14 protein-coding genes are annotated in these 17,379 nt (G+C 60.9%); 8 read left to right on the top strand and 6 right to left on the bottom strand.

Annotation, left to right across the window (positions count from 1 at the left end; translation table 11 throughout):
• Positions 1-31: 31 nt before the first annotated feature.
• A complete protein-coding gene (locus ACWTV3_RS01205) occupies positions 32-862 on the bottom strand; it encodes a Sir2 family NAD-dependent protein deacetylase (protein WP_341619950.1) in 831 nt (276 codons plus the stop codon).
• A 52-nt stretch (positions 863-914) separates the two neighbouring features.
• Between ACWTV3_RS01205 and ACWTV3_RS01200 the strand changes: the two genes are divergently transcribed.
• From ACWTV3_RS01200 to ACWTV3_RS01190, 3 genes are all read left to right on the top strand, one after another.
• Positions 915-1,748, top strand: coding sequence for a TrmH family RNA methyltransferase (locus ACWTV3_RS01200; RefSeq protein WP_498476480.1), 834 nt, complete (start codon positions 915-917; stop codon positions 1,746-1,748).
• 34 nt (positions 1,749-1,782) lie between these two features.
• On the top strand, positions 1,783-3,009 hold the full coding sequence (locus ACWTV3_RS01195; protein WP_498476479.1) for a D-alanyl-D-alanine carboxypeptidase family protein: 1,227 nt from the start codon (positions 1,783-1,785) through the stop codon (positions 3,007-3,009).
• A 111-nt stretch (positions 3,010-3,120) separates the two neighbouring features.
• Positions 3,121-4,227, top strand: coding sequence for a fatty acid desaturase family protein (locus tag ACWTV3_RS01190; RefSeq protein ID WP_425355787.1), 1,107 nt, complete (start codon positions 3,121-3,123; stop codon positions 4,225-4,227).
• 123 nt (positions 4,228-4,350) lie between these two features.
• On the opposite strand, the gene ACWTV3_RS01185 is transcribed toward ACWTV3_RS01190, so the two are convergent.
• Positions 4,351-5,112: an SGNH/GDSL hydrolase family protein gene (locus tag ACWTV3_RS01185; RefSeq protein WP_498476478.1), complete on the bottom strand. Its 762-nt coding sequence runs from the start codon at positions 5,110-5,112 to the stop codon at positions 4,351-4,353.
• A gap of 154 nt (positions 5,113-5,266) precedes the next feature.
• Between ACWTV3_RS01185 and ACWTV3_RS01180 the strand changes: the two genes are divergently transcribed.
• The 3 genes from ACWTV3_RS01180 to ACWTV3_RS01170 all read left to right on the top strand — a co-directional run bounded on the left by ACWTV3_RS01180 (position 5,267) and on the right by ACWTV3_RS01170 (position 8,783).
• Entirely contained in the window at positions 5,267-5,530 is a 264-nt protein-coding gene (locus ACWTV3_RS01180; RefSeq protein ID WP_197105618.1) for a GlsB/YeaQ/YmgE family stress response membrane protein, read from the top strand.
• A 142-nt stretch (positions 5,531-5,672) separates the two neighbouring features.
• Complete coding sequence (dinB, locus tag ACWTV3_RS01175) at positions 5,673-6,920, top strand: DNA polymerase IV (protein WP_498476477.1); 1,248 nt, start codon at positions 5,673-5,675, stop codon at positions 6,918-6,920.
• A 93-nt stretch (positions 6,921-7,013) separates the two neighbouring features.
• Positions 7,014-8,783 carry a DEAD/DEAH box helicase gene (locus ACWTV3_RS01170; protein WP_498476476.1) on the top strand — a complete coding sequence of 590 codons (1,770 nt, stop codon included), beginning with the start codon at positions 7,014-7,016 and terminating at the stop codon, positions 8,781-8,783.
• A 161-nt stretch (positions 8,784-8,944) separates the two neighbouring features.
• On the opposite strand, the gene ACWTV3_RS01165 is transcribed toward ACWTV3_RS01170, so the two are convergent.
• The 4 genes from ACWTV3_RS01165 to imuA' all read right to left on the bottom strand — a co-directional run bounded on the left by ACWTV3_RS01165 (position 8,945) and on the right by imuA' (position 15,213).
• Positions 8,945-9,148: a cold-shock protein gene (locus ACWTV3_RS01165; protein WP_100389010.1), complete on the bottom strand. Its 204-nt coding sequence runs from the start codon at positions 9,146-9,148 to the stop codon at positions 8,945-8,947.
• Between the two features lie 155 nt (positions 9,149-9,303).
• Entirely contained in the window at positions 9,304-12,747 is a 3,444-nt protein-coding gene (locus tag ACWTV3_RS01160) for an error-prone DNA polymerase (RefSeq protein WP_498476474.1), read from the bottom strand.
• On the bottom strand, positions 12,747-14,333 hold the full coding sequence (locus ACWTV3_RS01155; protein WP_498476473.1) for a DNA polymerase Y family protein: 1,587 nt from the start codon (positions 14,331-14,333) through the stop codon (positions 12,747-12,749). Before ACWTV3_RS01155 ends, ACWTV3_RS01160 begins: the two co-directional genes overlap by 1 nt.
• 43 nt (positions 14,334-14,376) lie before the next feature.
• Complete coding sequence (gene imuA', locus ACWTV3_RS01150; RefSeq protein ID WP_498476472.1) at positions 14,377-15,213, bottom strand: DnaE2-dependent mutagenesis accessory factor ImuA'; 837 nt, start codon at positions 15,211-15,213, stop codon at positions 14,377-14,379.
• 78 nt (positions 15,214-15,291) lie between these two features.
• On the opposite strand from imuA', the gene ACWTV3_RS01145 reads away from it, so the two are divergent.
• Together ACWTV3_RS01145 and ACWTV3_RS01140 are read left to right on the top strand one after the other, a co-directional pair.
• Entirely contained in the window at positions 15,292-16,311 is a 1,020-nt protein-coding gene (locus ACWTV3_RS01145; protein ID WP_498476471.1) for an ATP-binding cassette domain-containing protein, read from the top strand.
• The gene (locus ACWTV3_RS01140) at positions 16,308-17,153 is read left to right on the top strand and encodes an ABC transporter permease (protein WP_498476470.1); all 846 of its coding nucleotides are present in this window, start codon (positions 16,308-16,310) and stop codon (positions 17,151-17,153) included. Before ACWTV3_RS01145 ends, ACWTV3_RS01140 begins: the two co-directional genes overlap by 4 nt.
• Positions 17,154-17,379 lie beyond the last annotated feature (226 nt).

The following is a 17,379-nucleotide window of genomic DNA, read 5'->3' as shown; positions in this document are numbered from 1 at the left end:
TCAGCGCGGGCGAGCTGAGATGCGCCGGTTACTAGGCGGCTAGCCGTTCCACGAGTTCACCGAGAACCGCAGAAGCACCACCGTCAATCTTAACGTCGGCTCGACGATCGGCCTTTGTGGTTCCGCGATTGATAATCACGAGCGGAATCTTCTTGCGCATTGCGCGTTCGACCAAGCGGATGCCGGAATTCACCACGAGAGAGGACCCCGCGACGATCATCGCCTCTGATTGATCTACGAGCGCGGCACCGAGTTGGAACTTTCGCGTCGGCACGAACTCGCCAAAGAAGACGACATCCGGCTTCAACAGCCCACCGCACACCGTGCAATCGGGAACGATGAAGTCATCGACATTATGCACGTCAGCATCGCCGTCAGGGTTGAGAGTGTGGGAATCGGACTCTTCAAGCCACGGATTAAGTTCGGAGATCCGGGCGGCCAGGGGAGTACGCGCAAAGTACTGACCGCAACGCAAGCATCGAGCTCGGTCGATGCTGCCGTGGACGTCGACAACGCGCTTAGAGCCTGCCCGCAAATGCAATCCGTCGACATTTTGAGTGACAATGCCGTTGCTGAGGCCCAAGCGCTCGAATGCGGCAAGCGCCTCATGGCCATCGTTGGGCGTGGAGGCCGCGAAACGCTTCCAGCCGAGGTGACTGCCCGCCCAATACCGTTGACGAAATTCCGGCGAGCTCTGAAACTGCTGGAACGTCATCGGATTGCGCACAGCGGCGCCTTCACCGCGATAATCGGGTATGCCCGAATCGGTGCTGATGCCAGCGCCAGTGAGTACGCTAATGAGCTTGCCCTGAAGAAGCTCGGCAGCACGATCAATATCGTCGCTGAGCGGGAGTGTATTCACACTTCAAGCGTAAGCACTTCGAGCACGATAAGCGCCATGAGAGATTCACCTGATGGCGAAACCGCACAGTTGGGACCACACCGTGAACGTCATCCGCGTCACCGATCTCTCCGATCCTCGCCTCAGCGACTTCGCTAACCTCACGGATGTCGCGCTGCGTCGTCGCACCGAACCCGCCGGCGGTCTCTACATCGCCGAGTCATCGAAGGTGATCGCACGTGCATTACGTGCCGGCCATCAGCCGCGTGCGATCCTCGTTCTTGAGCAGTGGCTCGACGACGTGGCTGAACTGCTGGGAGACTCCGATACGCCGGTCTATGTGGGCGAATCAAACTTGCTCGAGCAATTGACCGGCTTCAACCTGCATCGGGGGGCCTTGGCATCCATGCATCGGCCGGTTCTGCCCACGGTTGCCGATCTGGTGAAGGATGCACGACGGATCGTCATTCTCGAAGACATCGTTGACCACACCAACGTGGGTGCGATCTTTCGCTCGGCGGCTGCTCTGGGCGCCGACGCAGTACTGATCACGCCCCGCTGCGCAGATCCCCTGTACCGTCGCAGCGTTCGCGTGAGCATGGGCACGGTGCTGCAGGTGCCCTGGACGCGCATCCCGAACTGGCCCGAAGACGCCGCCGAGCTCAAGGCTGCAGGCTTCCATCTTGCCGCGCTCGCCCTCAACGACGACTCGGTTGACCTCGATACTTTTGCTGCGACAGCGCCCAAGCGCGTCGCTCTCATTCTCGGCACGGAAGGCGACGGCCTCTCGCGCAGCACGATCGAAACTGCCGACACCGTCGTGAAGATTCCAATGATGCACGGGGTCGATTCGCTCAACGTTGCCGCGGCGAGTGCTGTCGGGATGTACACACTTCGGGTGCGCTAGGTTTCGCCCGCCCCGCACCTGTTAGCGTTATCCGGTGCCGCTGACTCAACGCCAAATCTTCCGTCGCCGTCGCATCGTCGTTTTCTCCGCTGTAGCCGTTGCATTCTCGTTAACGTTCTATCTGCCTCTGACGTTGCTAGCACCACTGGATGCGATCTCTGCGAGCGTGGTGCCCGTAGCCGACCCCGAGGTAGCGGTACCCGAAATCACCCTTCCGGAATACGGCGCTTCAGCAATCGGCGCTCTCGACCGCCCGGGTGTCTTGGCCCAGGCGGGGAGCGCAGAAGCTGTACCGATTGCCTCGATCACGAAGATCATTACGGCGCTGGTCGTTCTTGATGCCAAGCCACTCGCTGCGGATGAAGCGGGACCGACCATCACCTTTGGTCAGACGGACGTCGATTATTACTACGACCAACTCGCTCAGTACGGTTCGGTCGCCCCTGTCTATAACGGCCAACAACTCTCGCAACGCGATGTATTGACTGTCGTTTTGCTCCCCTCAGCAAATAACTACGCTCAATCGCTGGCCCTCTGGGCTTTCGGCTCCGAAGAAGCGTTCGTTGCCGCGGCCGCGGCGTGGCTAGACACCAAGGGTCTGGCCGACACGACGCTCACCGAAGCATCGGGCATTCAAGACACCAATCGGAGCACCGCTGCTGATCTGACCGAGATCGCGCGGTTGGCCACCGCAAACCCCGTCATCGCACAGATCGTGTCGAGCTCAACTGCAGAAATCCCCGGCATCGGTACGGTCAGCAACAGCAACAAACTTCTCGGCATCGATGGAGTAGATGGAATTAAGACGGGAACCCTAGACGAGGGCTGGTCGTGCCTTCTCTTCTCGGCTGATGTTTCCGTTGGCGACACCGTAATTACGCTGGTTGGCGCCGTGGTGGGCGGTCCAGACCACCCCACGATTAACGCCGCGATCCAAGAACTCATTGCGGATGCGACTGCCGGTTACTCCGAAGTGACGCTCGCCAGCATTGACGAAGAGTTCGCCGAATATGACACGCCGTGGGGTGACGAAGCGTCCGCCGTCTCAGCGTCCACAGTCAGCGCCGTCGTGTGGGGCGAAGACGAGATTTCGATGAGCGTGAATGTGCCGACTGTGCGGACTGCGGATGCGGGAGAGAGCGCAGGAACCGTGGAATTCCGGGTCGGGAACGAAACGATTAGCGTACCGCTGGTCTTGAGCGACGAGATCGACGATCCAGGGCCTTGGTGGAGACTGACAAATCCGACTGCAATGTTTTAGTTATCGAATAGACACGGCGCTCACAGCCTGCCGCGATAAGATGGAGTGCATCTGGAGCACTTGCTCGCTTGTCACATGACTGGGAAGTCATTCGAAAATATCTGAGGTCACGTGAGTAGTTCTCTCTCAGCCGATCCCGTACGTGTAATTAAAACTGGTCCCCGCGGCGTGGGTAGCCAGATGAGCGATTTCGCCGCCCTCTTGCGCACTGTGCGCGAGGCTGGCCTGCTACGTCGCAGCAAACGCTTTTACATCACCACTTTTGCCGTCATCACCCTCGCCATGGCTGGCGCTTGGGTTGGCTTCGCGATGCTCGCCGGCACGTGGTACATCCTTCTCATCGCCGCGGCGATGGGCATCATCTTCACGCAGTACGCATTCTTGACTCACGAGTTGGCGCATCGCCAGGTCTTCCAGTCAAGCAAGCTCAACGACACGCTCGGCCGGCTGATGTCCGACCTCGTGGTCGGCATTAGCTACGCGTGGTGGATGAACAAGCACTCGCGTCACCACGCGAACCCCAACACTGTCGATAAAGACCCCGACATTGAAACCGACTTCATCATTTTCCAGAAGGAAAAGGCTGTCGGCCTCAAGGGACTCACCAAGTTCATGGCTAACCGCCAAGGCTACCTGTTCTTCCCTGCGCTGTTGCTTGAGGGCTTCAACCTTCATTCACACGCCTTCCAAGAAGTTTTCAACTTCAAGAAGAAGGTCGACAAGCGTTGGCTCGAGATCACGCTGTTGCTCGTTCGCAATATCGGTTACCTCGCAATCGTATTCAGCTTCCTGCCCCTCGGAATGGCTTTTGCCTTCCTCGGAGTGCAGATGGGAATCTTCGGTCTCTACATGGGCGCATCATTCGCGCCCAACCACAAGGGAATGCCGATCCTGCCCAAGGGCTCCAAGGTCGATTTTCTTCGCCGTCAGGTACTCACGAGTCGCAACATCCGTAGCGGTCACTTCATGAACCACTTCATGGGCGGCCTCAACTACCAGATCGAGCATCACTTGTTCCCGACCATGCCCCGACCCCACCTGCGCCGCGCGCAAGAGATGGTCAAGGAGTACTGCAAGACCAAGGACATCAAGTACACCGAGGTCGGTCTCTTTACGTCTTATGGCATCGTTATTCGCCACCTCAATGAGGTCGGGCTGAGCGCCGATGGCGATCCGTTCGATTGCCCTGCAGCAGGACGCACCGGCTACAGCGGCTAACGGCCGCTTGAGTTCATAGAAAAGGCCCTCACCACTAGGTGAGGGCCTTTTCTGCGTTCACGGGGCATCCAGCGACTGCTGACCAGGTAGCGAACCCCGGAGACGAGCCTGAGCTGGCGTGACCTAAAAGCCTGGGCGCTTAGCCGTGATGTTGTCGCCCGACGACTGGTGGCGAACGCGACGCAATACCCACGGCACGAGGTGCTCGCGAGCCCAACCGATGTCTTCTACCCGCGCTTGACGCCACCGCCGCGGAGGGAGCGGCTCTGGCTGGAATGGTTCGAGATCGTTCTCGACGTTGATGGCATCCAGCACCATCCGGGCAACCGTATGGTGGCCCACTGCCGAGAAGTGCAAACGATCGGGGGCCCACATGCGCGGATCGCCCAGTTCACGCAGCGACCACATGTCTGCCACGATCGCGTCATGGCGCTGAGCCACGGCGCGGATGTTCTCGTTGTAGATGGCTACCTTGCCGCGCATTCGGTTCAAAACTGGGGTCATCCCGATGTCGGGCCCCGTGAAGAGCACGACCGTGGCGCCGTCGCTGCGCAGCTGACGAACGAGTTCGTCTACACGGCCGGCAACCTCGTCGGCATCCGAACCGGGGCGGATGATGTCGTTGCCGCCCGCAGACACGCTGATGAGGTCAGGCTTCAGTTCGAGGGCCGGCTCCAGTTGCTCGCCAGCAATCTGATTGAGTAGCCGGCCTCGGATCGCCAAATTCGCGTAGGCGAAGTCTTCTTTGCGCGAGCCAAGCACTTCGGCCACGCGGTCTGCCCAGCCACGATTGCCGCCGGGGGAGTCAGGCTCGGGGTCCCCGATGCCTTCGGTGAACGAGTCGCCGATCGCGACGTATCTACTCCAAGGATGTTCGTGTTGCATAGTTCTAGCCTGTCTCAAAATACTGCTGTGCGCTACCCGAGTGAAACCTGTGAGCAACCTGTATTGCTTTGACCCTCGTACGGGGCACGTGGTTAAGTCTTCTCTGTTGGTTTTCACAACGAAAACCATGTAACCACCGTTTGGAGAACACACAATGGGAATCATCGGTTGGATCGTACTGGGATTGATCGCTGGCGCTATCGCTAAGGCTATTCTGCCCGGACGCCAAGGCGGCGGTTGGCTCGCAACACTCCTGCTCGGTGTAGTAGGAGCTCTCGTTGGAGGATTCGTGGGAGGCGCCATCTTTGGCATTGGCCTCGAAGAATTCTTCTCAATTGAAACCTGGCTCGTCGCTATCGGCGGCTCGGTACTCGTGCTCTTCCTCTATGGACTGATCACGCGCGGCTCACGTCGCTAAACACTCTTAGCTAGACAGCTTCACAACTAGGGCGGTGCACTTCGGTGCACTGCCCTTTTTGGCGCCAGCACAACGTCGCCGGGCGCGGGTGCCGAGTCGATGGCGAAGCTCCAACGTCAGCGGCACCTGAGACAATAGGCCCATGGGTAAGCAAGACGGTCGAACGCGGTACGTAACCGCGGCGGACGTCGATGACAGCACCGCCACGATCCTCCATGTAGACATGGATGCGTTCTTCGCCTCCGTGGAGCTTTTGGATCATCCGGAGCTCGTGGGCAAGCCCGTCATTGTTGGGCACAACTCGGTGCGATCCGTGGTCACCGCAGCAACATATGAGGCCCGCAGGTTCGGTGTGAACTCGGCAATGCCGATGGCGCTGGCACTTCGCCGGTGCCCCCACGCCATCGTGCTCGAGCCACACTTTGAGCGTTACCAGCACTTCTCTTCGGTCGTCTTCGACATCTGCGACCAACTCACACCCAAGGTCGAACGCCTCGGCATCGATGAAGCCTTTTTGGATGTTGCAGGAGCCCGCGCGATCTATGGTTCACCGATCGAGGTGGCCACTCTGCTGCGCAAGCGAGTGTTCGAAGAGACTGGGCTAGTGTGCTCTGTCGGAGCCGCCGCGTCGAAGTACGTGGCGAAAGTTGCCTCCGGGCTCTCCAAGCCCGACGGACTTCTGGTCATCCCCGCCGACAAGACTGTCGACTTTCTTCACCCCCTCCCCATCTCCGCGTTGTGGGGCGTTGGCGGCAAGACGGCTGAGGCCCTCCAGCAGCGCGGATTCACGACCATCGCCCATGTCGCCCGTGCAGACCGCGAAACGCTCACTCGCGCCGTTGGCGAGGCGGGAGCAGTGAAACTGCACAATCTCGCGTGGGGCAACGACCCGCGCCCGGTAGTCGAACGAGCAGCAGAGAAAAGCGTCGGGCACGAGACCACATTCGAGTACAACGTGCTTGATGCCGATGAGATTCGTCGAGAGTTGCTTCGACTTTCCGGCAAGGTCGCCGCTCGACTGCGGGCCGGGGGCGTCGAGGCGCGCACCGTCGTGCTCAAACTCCGTTTCGAGGACTTCAGCACCATCACTCGGTCGCGCAAGCTTCCCGACCCCACCGACCTCGGTCGCACGCTGTACGAGACCGTGCGCGACATCTACGCCGACTTTGCACGCGAGGGTCGACCGGTGCGCCTCGTCGGCGTGCGCGGTGAGCAACTCGTCGCGCCCGGAGGCGGGCAGATGAGCTTGTGGGACACAACTGACGGCTGGCGGGATGCCGAAGAAGCCATGGAGGCGGCATCCGCTCGATTCGGCACCGGCGCTATCGGTCCAGCCCGGTTGCTCGGCTCGCAACGTTCCGAGCGTCCTCGGCTTGGCCAACGCGACTAGCTCTCTTCCGCAATAGCTCGGAATTCGCGGCAAGTCGAAAAACGCAGCCGACACGAACACGGTTGTCAGAAGTGAACGGTAAAGTCTTATCAAGTGAGTACTCCATTGCCAGCCCCCACCGTGGGCACCTTCGCGGCGGAACATCTCTCACCGTCGTACCCTGAACGCGCCGCCCGCGGCACCGCGTCCAAATTGCGGGCGTGGCAGGCAGAAGCGCTTGACCTGTACTTCGAAAAAGAGCCGCGCGACTTTCTCGCCGCGGCAACACCGGGCGCAGGCAAGACCACCTTCGCGTTGCGCTTAGCGGTTGAACTCATTGCCCGTCGCGAGATCGACCGCGTTACCGTTGTTGCGCCGACTGATCACCTCAAACGCCAGTGGGCAGATGCTGCCAATCGCGTTGGTCTGCGCCTGAACCCGTCGTTCTCCAATGGCGATGCGTGGGGCGGCCGTCGTTTTCATGGCGTCGCCGTCACTTACGCACAGGTGGCGATGAAGGCATCGTTCCACCAAGAGATCACTGACTCCGCCCGCACCCTCGTTATCCTCGACGAGGTGCACCACGGTGGTGATGCGCTCAGCTGGGGTGACGCGATCCACACGGCCTTCGGTCGCGCCACACGCCGCCTCTCGCTTACGGGAACCCCCTTCCGCAGCGATACCGCCCCCATTCCCTTCGTCACGTACGCGCCCAACCACGAGGGCATCCGCACCTCGGTTACCGACTACAGCTATGGCTACGGTCGCGCGCTCGAAGACGGCGTTGTTCGCCCCGTGATCTTTATGGCGTACGCCGGCAAGATGAAGTGGCGTACGCGCATGGGCGACGAGATGGAAGCCAGACTCGGCGAAGGAGACACCAAAGACGTCACGGCGCAGGCCTGGCGCACAGCACTTGACCCTAAGGGCGAATGGATGCCAGCCGTACTGCGGGCGGCCGACCGTCGCCTCAGTGAGATCCGCCACTCTGTTCCGGATGCCGGAGGGCTCGTGATCGCGACGGATCAGCTCGCGGCGCGCGCTTACGCCAAACTGATCAAGGACATCACGGGGGAGTCCGCCACGATCGTTCTCTCCGACGAAAAAGAGTCGTCGTCGCGCATTGAGACCTTCGCCGAGAGCGATAGTCGCTGGATGGTCGCCGTGCGCATGGTGTCAGAGGGCGTCGACGTGCCTCGACTGGCTGTGGGCGTGTACGCAACGTCGGCATCTACCCCGCTCTATTTCGCTCAGGCAGTGGGACGCTTTGTGCGCACCCGTCGTCGAGGCGAAACAGCGTCGATCTTCCTGCCGAGCGTTCCGAACCTCATGAATCTGGCCGGCAAGCTCGAGAAAGAGCGCGACCATGCGCTTGACCGTAAAGAAACGGGCGACGAACTGCTCGACGACAGCCTCCTTGATGCGGAGAACCGCGAAGAGAAGACGAGCGACGAGCTTGCGGACGAGTTCACGTGGGAAGCGCTGGAGTCAGAGGCAAACTTTGACCGGGTGCTATTCGACGGCGCCGAGTTCGGCTTTGCCGCCGAGCCGGGCAGCGACGAAGAACTCGACTTCATTGGCCTTCCCGGCATTCTGGAGCCCGAGCAAGTGCGCGAACTGCTCATGCAGCGCCAGAAGCGTCAGTCAAAGCGCACTGAGAGCCGGCCGAAGGCTGAACAACCCGCTCCGCTGTATCGCACGCTCAAAGAGCAGCGAACCCTGCTGAACAACCTCGTGGGCCGCAGAGCGAAGCTTTCCAACGAACCGCACGGATTGATCCACGCCGAGCTCCGACGCGTCTGTGGCGGTCCTGCGGTCGCTCAGGCCACTGTGACGCAATTGCAGACCCGCATCGATTACCTGCGCAAGGGCTTTCACTCCTAAAAGCCGCTCTGCGTGGTCGTTGACGCAAAAACGCGGCTGTTCAGAAGCCGCGGTCGTCCTGTGCGCGTAGCACCAGCATCGTTGTTGACCAGAAAACGCCGTTAACAAGAAAACGCCCCCGGTATAGGACCGGGGGCGTTCTCATTACTGAACTATCAAGATCAGAGGGGGCGGATGTTCTCCGCCTGGGGACCCTTGGGTCCCTGTGTGATGTCAAACTCAACCTTTTGGTTCTCGTCGAGCGACTTGTAGCCATTTGTTGCGATGGCCGAGTAGTGGGCGAACACGTCAGGACTTCCATCCTCGGGGGCGATGAATCCAAAGCCCTTTTCTGCGTTGAACCACTTGACGGTACCTAGTGCCATTTAAAACTCCTCCAGGAGCGTTCTTCAGGCCCCGACAGTCGAGGCCGCCTTCATGCCTTTGTATAGAACATGAACGATGGCCTAAGGCTATAGCAGGAAAGCCCTGCATGTGTCATGTATTTCGAAAAAGTCACATAACGGTAATGAATTGGTCACTAATGAAAGTCGCGAGATTGGGTGCGGGGGAGTCCTGAAAGCGGTTCAAAACGGTCGGCAACCACATTGATTACGCCGTCAACAGATCTTTCCAGCACCCCGCGAACGATGAGGGCGGCGCTATCCCGAGCGACTCGCCGATAACGACCCCAGACCCCGACGCTGCAGATTACGTTGATCAGGCCCGTCTCATCCTCGATATTCATAAAAGTGATTCCGCTGGCGGTGGCGGGGCGTTGACGGTGGGTCACTACGCCCCCGATTTCAATGCGACGACCCGATTCTGCAGTCACGAGATCGCTCGCGCTCAGCACACCACGTCGCGCCAGAACGGGCCTGATGTGGGCAACGGGGTGGCTGGCGGGCGAAATTCCGGTCGACCAGAGGTCAGCCATGAGGTCATCGACCGGGGTAGCCATCGAGAAGAGAGGCGGTTGCACCGCCACCATGCTGTGTGGCAAAAATTCTTCACGGTCTTGGGCTGCCGAGCCGGCATTCCACATCGCTTCGCGTCTCGTGAGTTCCAGACTCTCGAATGCTCCCGCTGCCGCCAATGCTTCCAATTGTTTCGTTGTGAGACCCACCCGACGCACCACATCGTTCATCGAGGTAAATTTGCCGGCCTCGCGCGCCGCCACAATTTTTTCTGCCACCGGCGTGCCGATGCCCTTGACCTCGTCAAAACCGAGCCGTACGGCAAAAGATCCATCACGACGGTGGTCGTCGGTGTCGAAGTGCGCAGAACGATCAAACAGACCCACCGGGGGCTGCTCCGCAGCGAGACACTGATCGCTGCCCGTTGCCCCCACTCGACCTTCGTGTGGTTCGAGGGACGCAAAAACCCCCGAGAGTTGGATGTCGGGACCATGCACGACCACACCATGGCGTCGAGCATCCGCCACCAACGACTGCGGCGAATAAAAGCCCATGGGTTGCGCCCGCAATAGCGCCGCCAAAAAAGCTGCCGGATAGTGCAGTCGCACCCAGGCGCTGGCATAAACCAGCAGCCCAAAGCTCAGAGCGTGACTTTCGGCAAAACCGAAACCGGCAAACGCTTGGATGCTTTCGTAGATGCGGTCGGCATCCGCCCCGGTAATGCCATTGCTAGCCATTCCGGCATAGAGCTTGGTGCGGAGCTTGTCGATTCGCTCGATACCGCGCTTGGAGCCCATCGCGCGACGCAGCAGGTCGGCGTCGTCGGCCGAACACCCACCCACCGCCACAGCGATCTGCATGAGTTGCTCTTGAAAGATGGGCACGCCGAGGGTGCGCTCGAGCGGCTCCACAAGGTTGGGGTGCAGATAGGTAATCGGTTCGGCGCCCATCTTGCGGCGAACATAGGGGTGCACGGCGCCACCCTGGATCGGGCCCGGGCGCACGAGAGCGATCTCGACGACGAGGTGATAGAACTCGCGCGGCTGAAGGCGCGGCAGCAGCCCCATTTGCGCACGGCTCTCGACTTGAAAGACACCAATGGCATCCGCTCGACAGAGTTGATCGTAGACGCCCTGCTCTTCGGCCGGGATCGTGGCGAGATCCCAGCGTTCGCCGAGAGCCTCATCGACCAAATCGAAGCTGTACTGCATGGCCGAGAGTATGCCGAGGCCGAGCAGATCGAACTTGACCAGCCCCATCCAGGCGCAATCATCTTTATCCCACTGCACCACCGTGCGCTTCTCTTTGCGCGCGTGCTCAATCGGTACCACTTCGCCGACCGGACGCTGGGTCAACACCATGCCGCCCGAATGGATGCCCAAGTGCCGGGGAAACTTCATGACCTGCTGGGCAAGCTCCAACACCGAATCGGGGATGTCGTGGTCGATCCCCGAGACATCAGAACCCCAGCGCTCCATTTGCTTCGACCACGCATCCTGCTGCCCCGGGCTATGGCCGAGTGCTTTCGCCATATCCCGCACGGCGAAACGAGGACGGTACTGAATCACATTGGCTACTTGAGCGGCGTTCTCGCGCCCGTAGCGTTCAAAAACATACTGAATGACTTCTTCGCGGCGTTCGGAATCGAAGTCGACGTCGATGTCTGGCTCCTCTTCGCGCATCGCCGAAATGAAACGCTCGAAGGGCAGTTTGTAGCGAATGGGATCAACCGCGGTGATCTTGAGGAGGTAACAGACCACAGAACTCGCGGCTGAGCCGCGCCCCTGACACAGGATTCCTCGCCCCCGAGCAAAGGCCACAATGTCGTGCACGATCAAGAAGTAGCCGGCAAAACTCTTCTCCTCGATCACATCGAGCTCACGCTGGATGCGGGCCCGATTCTCGTCGGACAGTTCAATGGAGCGGTCTTTCACTCCCGCCCATGTCAGTTCACGCAACCAACTCGCCGGAGTATGGCCCTCAGGAACATCTTGATCGGGCAGGGCAGGTTTTGCCTGCCGCAACTCGAAAGCGGCCTCTTCTGCAATCTGCACCGTCTCGGCTACCACTCCGGGATAGTGAGCGAATCGCGCAGCCATCTCAGCCCCTGACCGCAAGTGCGCGGTTCCTGCTGCGGGGAGCCAACCATCCATCTCGTCGAGACTGCGCCGGGCTCGCACCGCCGAAATCGCAGAGTGCAAGCGGTGTTGGCGGGGAGTGGCGTAGTGAGCGTTCGAGGTAGCGACGACCCGCAGCCCACGCTCTGCAGCTAAGCCATAGAGGGCGTCGTTGTACGCCGAATCGAGTGGATAGCCGTGGTCGAAGAGCTCGACCACTATCGAGTCGTGCCCGAAAAGCGTGCAGAGGGTGTCGAGCTCTGCTCCGGCCGCGAGCAGTGATTGCGCGGTGGGAGCGTTCGTGCCATCGGGGCCCGCCAGCGCTCGACGCACTGCTCCTTTGCGGCATCCGGTAAGAATGAACCAGTGGCCTGATGCCAACTCGGCCAACTCATTGAGGTCGTACCGCGGCCGCCCCTTTTCTCCACCGGCAAGCTGGGCACGAGTAATCGCCAAAGCGAGACGGTGATAGCCCTCTTCTTTGCGCGCCAACACAAGAAGGTGGTCGCCCTCGGGATCGGCGATGCCGTTCTGCGGACCGCTAAGCCCCAGCGACAGCTCGGCCCCGAACATCGTTCGCAGCCCCAGTTCGGCTGCCGCTTCTGCCATGCGCACGATGCCGTATAGCCCATCGTGATCGGTAAGAGCAAGCGCGCTCAGGCCCAAGCGGGCCGCCTCCTCGGCAAGTTTTTCGGGCATGCTCGCACCATCAAGAAAACTGAAACTGGAATGCGCGTGCAGTTCGGCATAGGGCACGGCGTCGCCGGCGTTCGCGGATGCCACGGTAGCGTCAGCCGGTGGTTCCACCGGCGCAATGTAGGGCGCTCGTTTGCTCGACACGAGAGACTGGGCGCGCCCATCACCCGCTTCACCGATCGGCGTGACCGTGCCGAAGCCCGACAGCGTGCGCTCCAGCTTCTTCCAGGAGATAGGCGGATTACTCCAGGCCATTAGTCATACCTCGCTTCAGCCCACCAGCCGCCGTTATCGAGCACGAGAAGCCAGGCACAGCCGGTGTCATCAACGGCCTGAAACCTCCACGAGGGACCTGACGACCCCGCCTCCCACCAGCGTTCGGAGAGAGGCCATGGCCCCGCCCACGCTGTGAGGCTGCGCGATCGCGAATCGCTCGTCGAGAACCGGGCGGGTGGCGCCAGAACCTGGCCCCGCTCATCCACAGCCACGGTAGTTCCATCGGCCGTAAAAACATGAACGGCGTGACGCCTGGAGAACACCGTTCCCGGCAGGGGATCGGGCAATGCTCCCGGCCACGGGCGTTGGGGAGATCGCTCGGCAACGCTGCGGTCGCCCCACGCCGTGAGTCGCTGGCGGGAACTGAGGGTGCGCCCGCCCTCAATCGACGGCACAAGAACACCTCCGTGGCCGAGCATGCTCTGCACTCGGGAAAGGCCATGGTGGATGCGGGGCTCTAGCCCGGACCCCCACAGTCCGATCTCGTGGTGACCAATCTCATCCACGGTTTCGGGAACAATGCGTACTCGACTTATGCCTGAACTGAGCCCTGCCTCGATGAGGTTAGAACCCTGCACCTGCCACCGCACTCGATCAACAACATCGCTGGCGCTGAAGGAACGGGGATGCAGCCACACCCGTTCGGCCACCTCGCCCGACTCGGAATCCAGTTCAACCCGGATCGCCGTCGCTACCAACTGGGCCCGCATCAGAGCATCGATAAAGTCGTCGGCACGGCTACGAACCGCAAATGCCACCTGATCGACGCGGTCGAGCGCTGGCTCAAAATCAATAACGACATCAAGGTCGAGCGGGGGAGTGCGGGCTACAAACGCCTGCGGGTCGCGGCCGCTGGCAAGAGCGTGCAAGCGCGCTCCCGGCTCACCGAAACGAACGCGGACATCGGTGCGATCGAGATGCGCAAATTCCCCGAGCGTAGAAATCCCCAGCTTCGACAACAGCGAAACGATGTGAGGCTCCTCCAACACCACCAGCGGGAGTGGAGCCAGAAACGCAGCAGAGTCACCGGCGGTGACCACCCGCACGTGGCTAGCCCGCGAACCCGGATCACGAGCAATAGTGCTGCGGGCAGCGTGGACCGCCGTAAAGAGCGCATCCGCTACCCCCACCCGAGCATCGGAGGCCGCGATCTCATTCACGCGAGCAATCACCGTCAACGCGGCAGCTTTTTCACCACCGTAGTACTGGGCTGCTCCGCGTACCTTCACGGCGCACATCCCCGGCCGCAACAACTGCACTCCGGGAATCAGCTCCTCTATCGCCGTCAACACCGGCTCGAAGGCACGGCTATCGAGAGCTGGATCGTAGGGCCGGTCAATGATGCTGGGAAAACGCGACTGGGCCTCCCGCAGCCGCAAACCCCTCGTGACGCCCTCGGCGCGAGCGGATGCCGCCGCCGCGAACACGAGACCCTTCTCGACAAGAACGAGGGGAGCATCCGCCGGCAGTTTCTCGTGCTGTCGGGCGGCAACGATTGGCCAATCTGGAGCCCACACCACGAGAACTCGCGGCAGCGACTCGGGAACCGTCGATGTCGCACTCACGCTGCCGCCACCAGCGTCGCGGCCGCCAACGCCGCCAACATCATCACGCCGACACCCGGTGTGGAACTGGCCGCAGCTGCGGGGGAGCAGAATCAGACGCGGCAGGAGAATCCGTAGCGCTGTGCGAGCGAACGGTCTGCGCAGCATCCGGCAACCAGACCCGGGCGCTGCGGGGGCGCCCCGCGTTCTTGCTCGTCACCGTGATCGTGACCTCGCGCGCGGCCAAGTGCCCGTGACCCTCACCAATGCCATGCCATCGGCTTTCGCCGAGAGACAGCATCGCTTCGCTCTGCGGCCAGGAGCCCACCATAAGCAGCGTCGACTTGCGTTGTCGCAGGCGCGAAGCGAGTCTGGCAACCGCAGAGTCTGACGCACGACGAGGCGGCCTCGCCACCACGACATCCACCACATCAGCGATCGCTGCCGTTACCGCCAACCACTGATCACCCGGATGCGGCACCAACACAAGCCGTTCGAGGTCGACCCCAAAACGCTGGGCTGCTTCAATGCCAAACTCGGGCACCCCGACGACAGCGCACCACGATCCTGCTGCGGAAGGCGCAGCCAAAAGCGTCATGAGGAGCATCGCCGAGCTATCGACCGAATAAACGCTGCCCTGCTGCAAGCCGCCACCGGGCAGCAATGAAGCAATAACGGGGTGAGTGGGAATGAGTTTCGAACTGAGCGTGCGGGACTGCATCTGACCGATACGTGCTTGCAGCTCAGCGACGCGTTCTGCCGCCGACAGACTGCCGCCCACTGCACTCGGAACGCCACCGCTACTGCGGTCGCCGCTGGCACTGCGCTCAGCCGAAAAGACTTTAGCGGTCGCTGAAGCGGCGGAGGCAGATACAGGGGACACCTGTTCATATTCGAACATATGTTCGATTGTGTCAATTGCGTACGACATCCACCGGCGTGTCTTTCGGATGTCGGCGGCATCGCCTACCGTTACCTCGTGAGTTATATCGAAGCAGTAGATCTCAAGAAGACGTACACGCCCAAAGGCGCTTCTCCCGTTCACGCCCTCGACGGCCTCAATCTCGAGGTTCCGCAGGGCACAGTGACGGCACTTCTCGGCCCTAACGGTGCGGGCAAAACCACCACCGTCAAGGTTCTCACCACCCTGACACGCCCCGATTCCGGCACAGCAACGATCAACGGCGTCGATGTGATCACATCGCCCGAACGCATTCGCCCCATGATCGGGGTTTCCGGGCAATATGCGGCCGTTGACGAAAACCTCACTGGCTTCGAAAACCTCGATATGGTTGGCCGGCTTTACCACCTCGGCGCCAAGCAGTCGCGTACGCGAGCCCGTGAACTTATCGACCTCTTCGACCTCACCGAAGCCCAAAACCGCCCCGTCAAAGGTTTCTCCGGCGGCATGCGTCGTCGCATCGACCTCGCGGGTGCTCTGGTGATGCGCCCACCGGTGCTCTTTCTCGACGAGCCGACCACCGGGCTAGACCCCCGCAGCCGCATTGGCATGTGGGAGATCATCACCACACTCGTGGGGGAGGGCACCACAGTGCTCCTCACCACCCAATATCTCGAAGAAGCCGACCAGCTCGCCGACAGCATCTCTGTCATCGACGACGGCAAAGTCATCGCTAAGGGCACTTCCGACGAACTCAAAGCGTCTATCGGCGGCCAGCGCGTCGAACTCAGCCTGGTGTCTCAGGATGACGCGACCGCTGCCCGCGAAATCCTCACTCGTTTCGGCAGCACCGAACCTGCCGTGAGTCTCGACGGTCGCGGGTTTACCGTCAACGCGGAAGATGCTCCTGCAGCACTGCAGCTCATCCTTACCGAGTTCGCTAGCCGCGGCATCCCGCTCTATGACGCCGGCATGCGTCGCCCCACTCTCGACGACGTGTTCTTGAAACTCACCGGTCATATGGCAAGCGCCGATGACGCGGCCGCAACGGGCACCGAAAACACGGATGCACCATCGTCACGGAAGGCCCAGAAATGACCGCCACGATTCCCAAGACAACGCCCAACTCCGTTGCCGCTTCACCGGTGATGAACTGGCTCAATGACGGCTGGATCACCACCCGCCGCAACCTCATCAAGATCAAGCGTGTTCCCGACATTCTGGTCTTTACGACACTGCAGCCCATCATGTTTGTGCTGCTTTTCACCTATGTCTATGCCGGCGTCATCGACATTCCTGGCAGCACGTACGCCGAATTCATCATGGCTGGAATCTTCGCCCAGACCGTCGTTTTCGGCTCCACCTATTCCGGGTCGGCCATGGCTCAAGACCTCAAAGACGGCATCATCGACCGTTTTCGCACACTGCCCATGAGCCCCTCCGCGGTTCTCGTGGGCCGAACCAACGGCGACCTTCTCATTAACTCAATCTCGATGATCGTCATGATGACGACCGGCTTGATTGTCGGATGGCGCATCAACTCCAGCCCGTTCGAGGCGCTTGCCGCAATCGCCCTCCTCCTGCTCTTTGCCTACGCGCTCTCCTGGGTAATGGCCTTTATCGGCATGAGCGTGCGCAGCCCCGAAGTCATCAACAACGTTTCGTTTCTCGTGCTCTTTCCGCTCACGTTCATCTCTAACGCCTTCGTTCCTGCCGAAACTCTGCCAACGCCATTGCGAGTTTTCGCCGAGTTCAACCCTGTTTCAGCTCTCGTGCAGGCGGCCCGAGAGCTCTTCGGCAACACTCCGGCCGGCTCGGCTCAGTCTGAGGTGTGGACCCAACAGCATCCGGTGCTCACCGTGCTCATCGGCATCGTTGTCATGCTCGCCATTTTCGTACCGCTCGCAGTGCGCAAGTTCGCCAACATCAGCAGCCGCTAGTCCAGTCGAGGGAGCAAGCCGCGTCTGCAGCCACGCTGCGATGCTGCCCCAAACCGGCGCCCCGCGGTGATGTGAGAGCGCGACCATTTCTATTTTTACTATAGGAACAACGGTTTTTCGGTGATAATCTTCGCGTAATTGGAGCTGCCCGTCCCGCCGGGAAACACGCCGAGACTCACCCACTCGACGCTCGTCGGCGCCACCCGAAACGGAGTTCGCGAGATGT

This window comes from Salinibacterium sp. AL4.1 (assembly GCF_059767305.1).
Note: the sequence above shows the minus strand (reverse complement) of the source record. Positions and strands in the feature narration are given on the sequence as shown.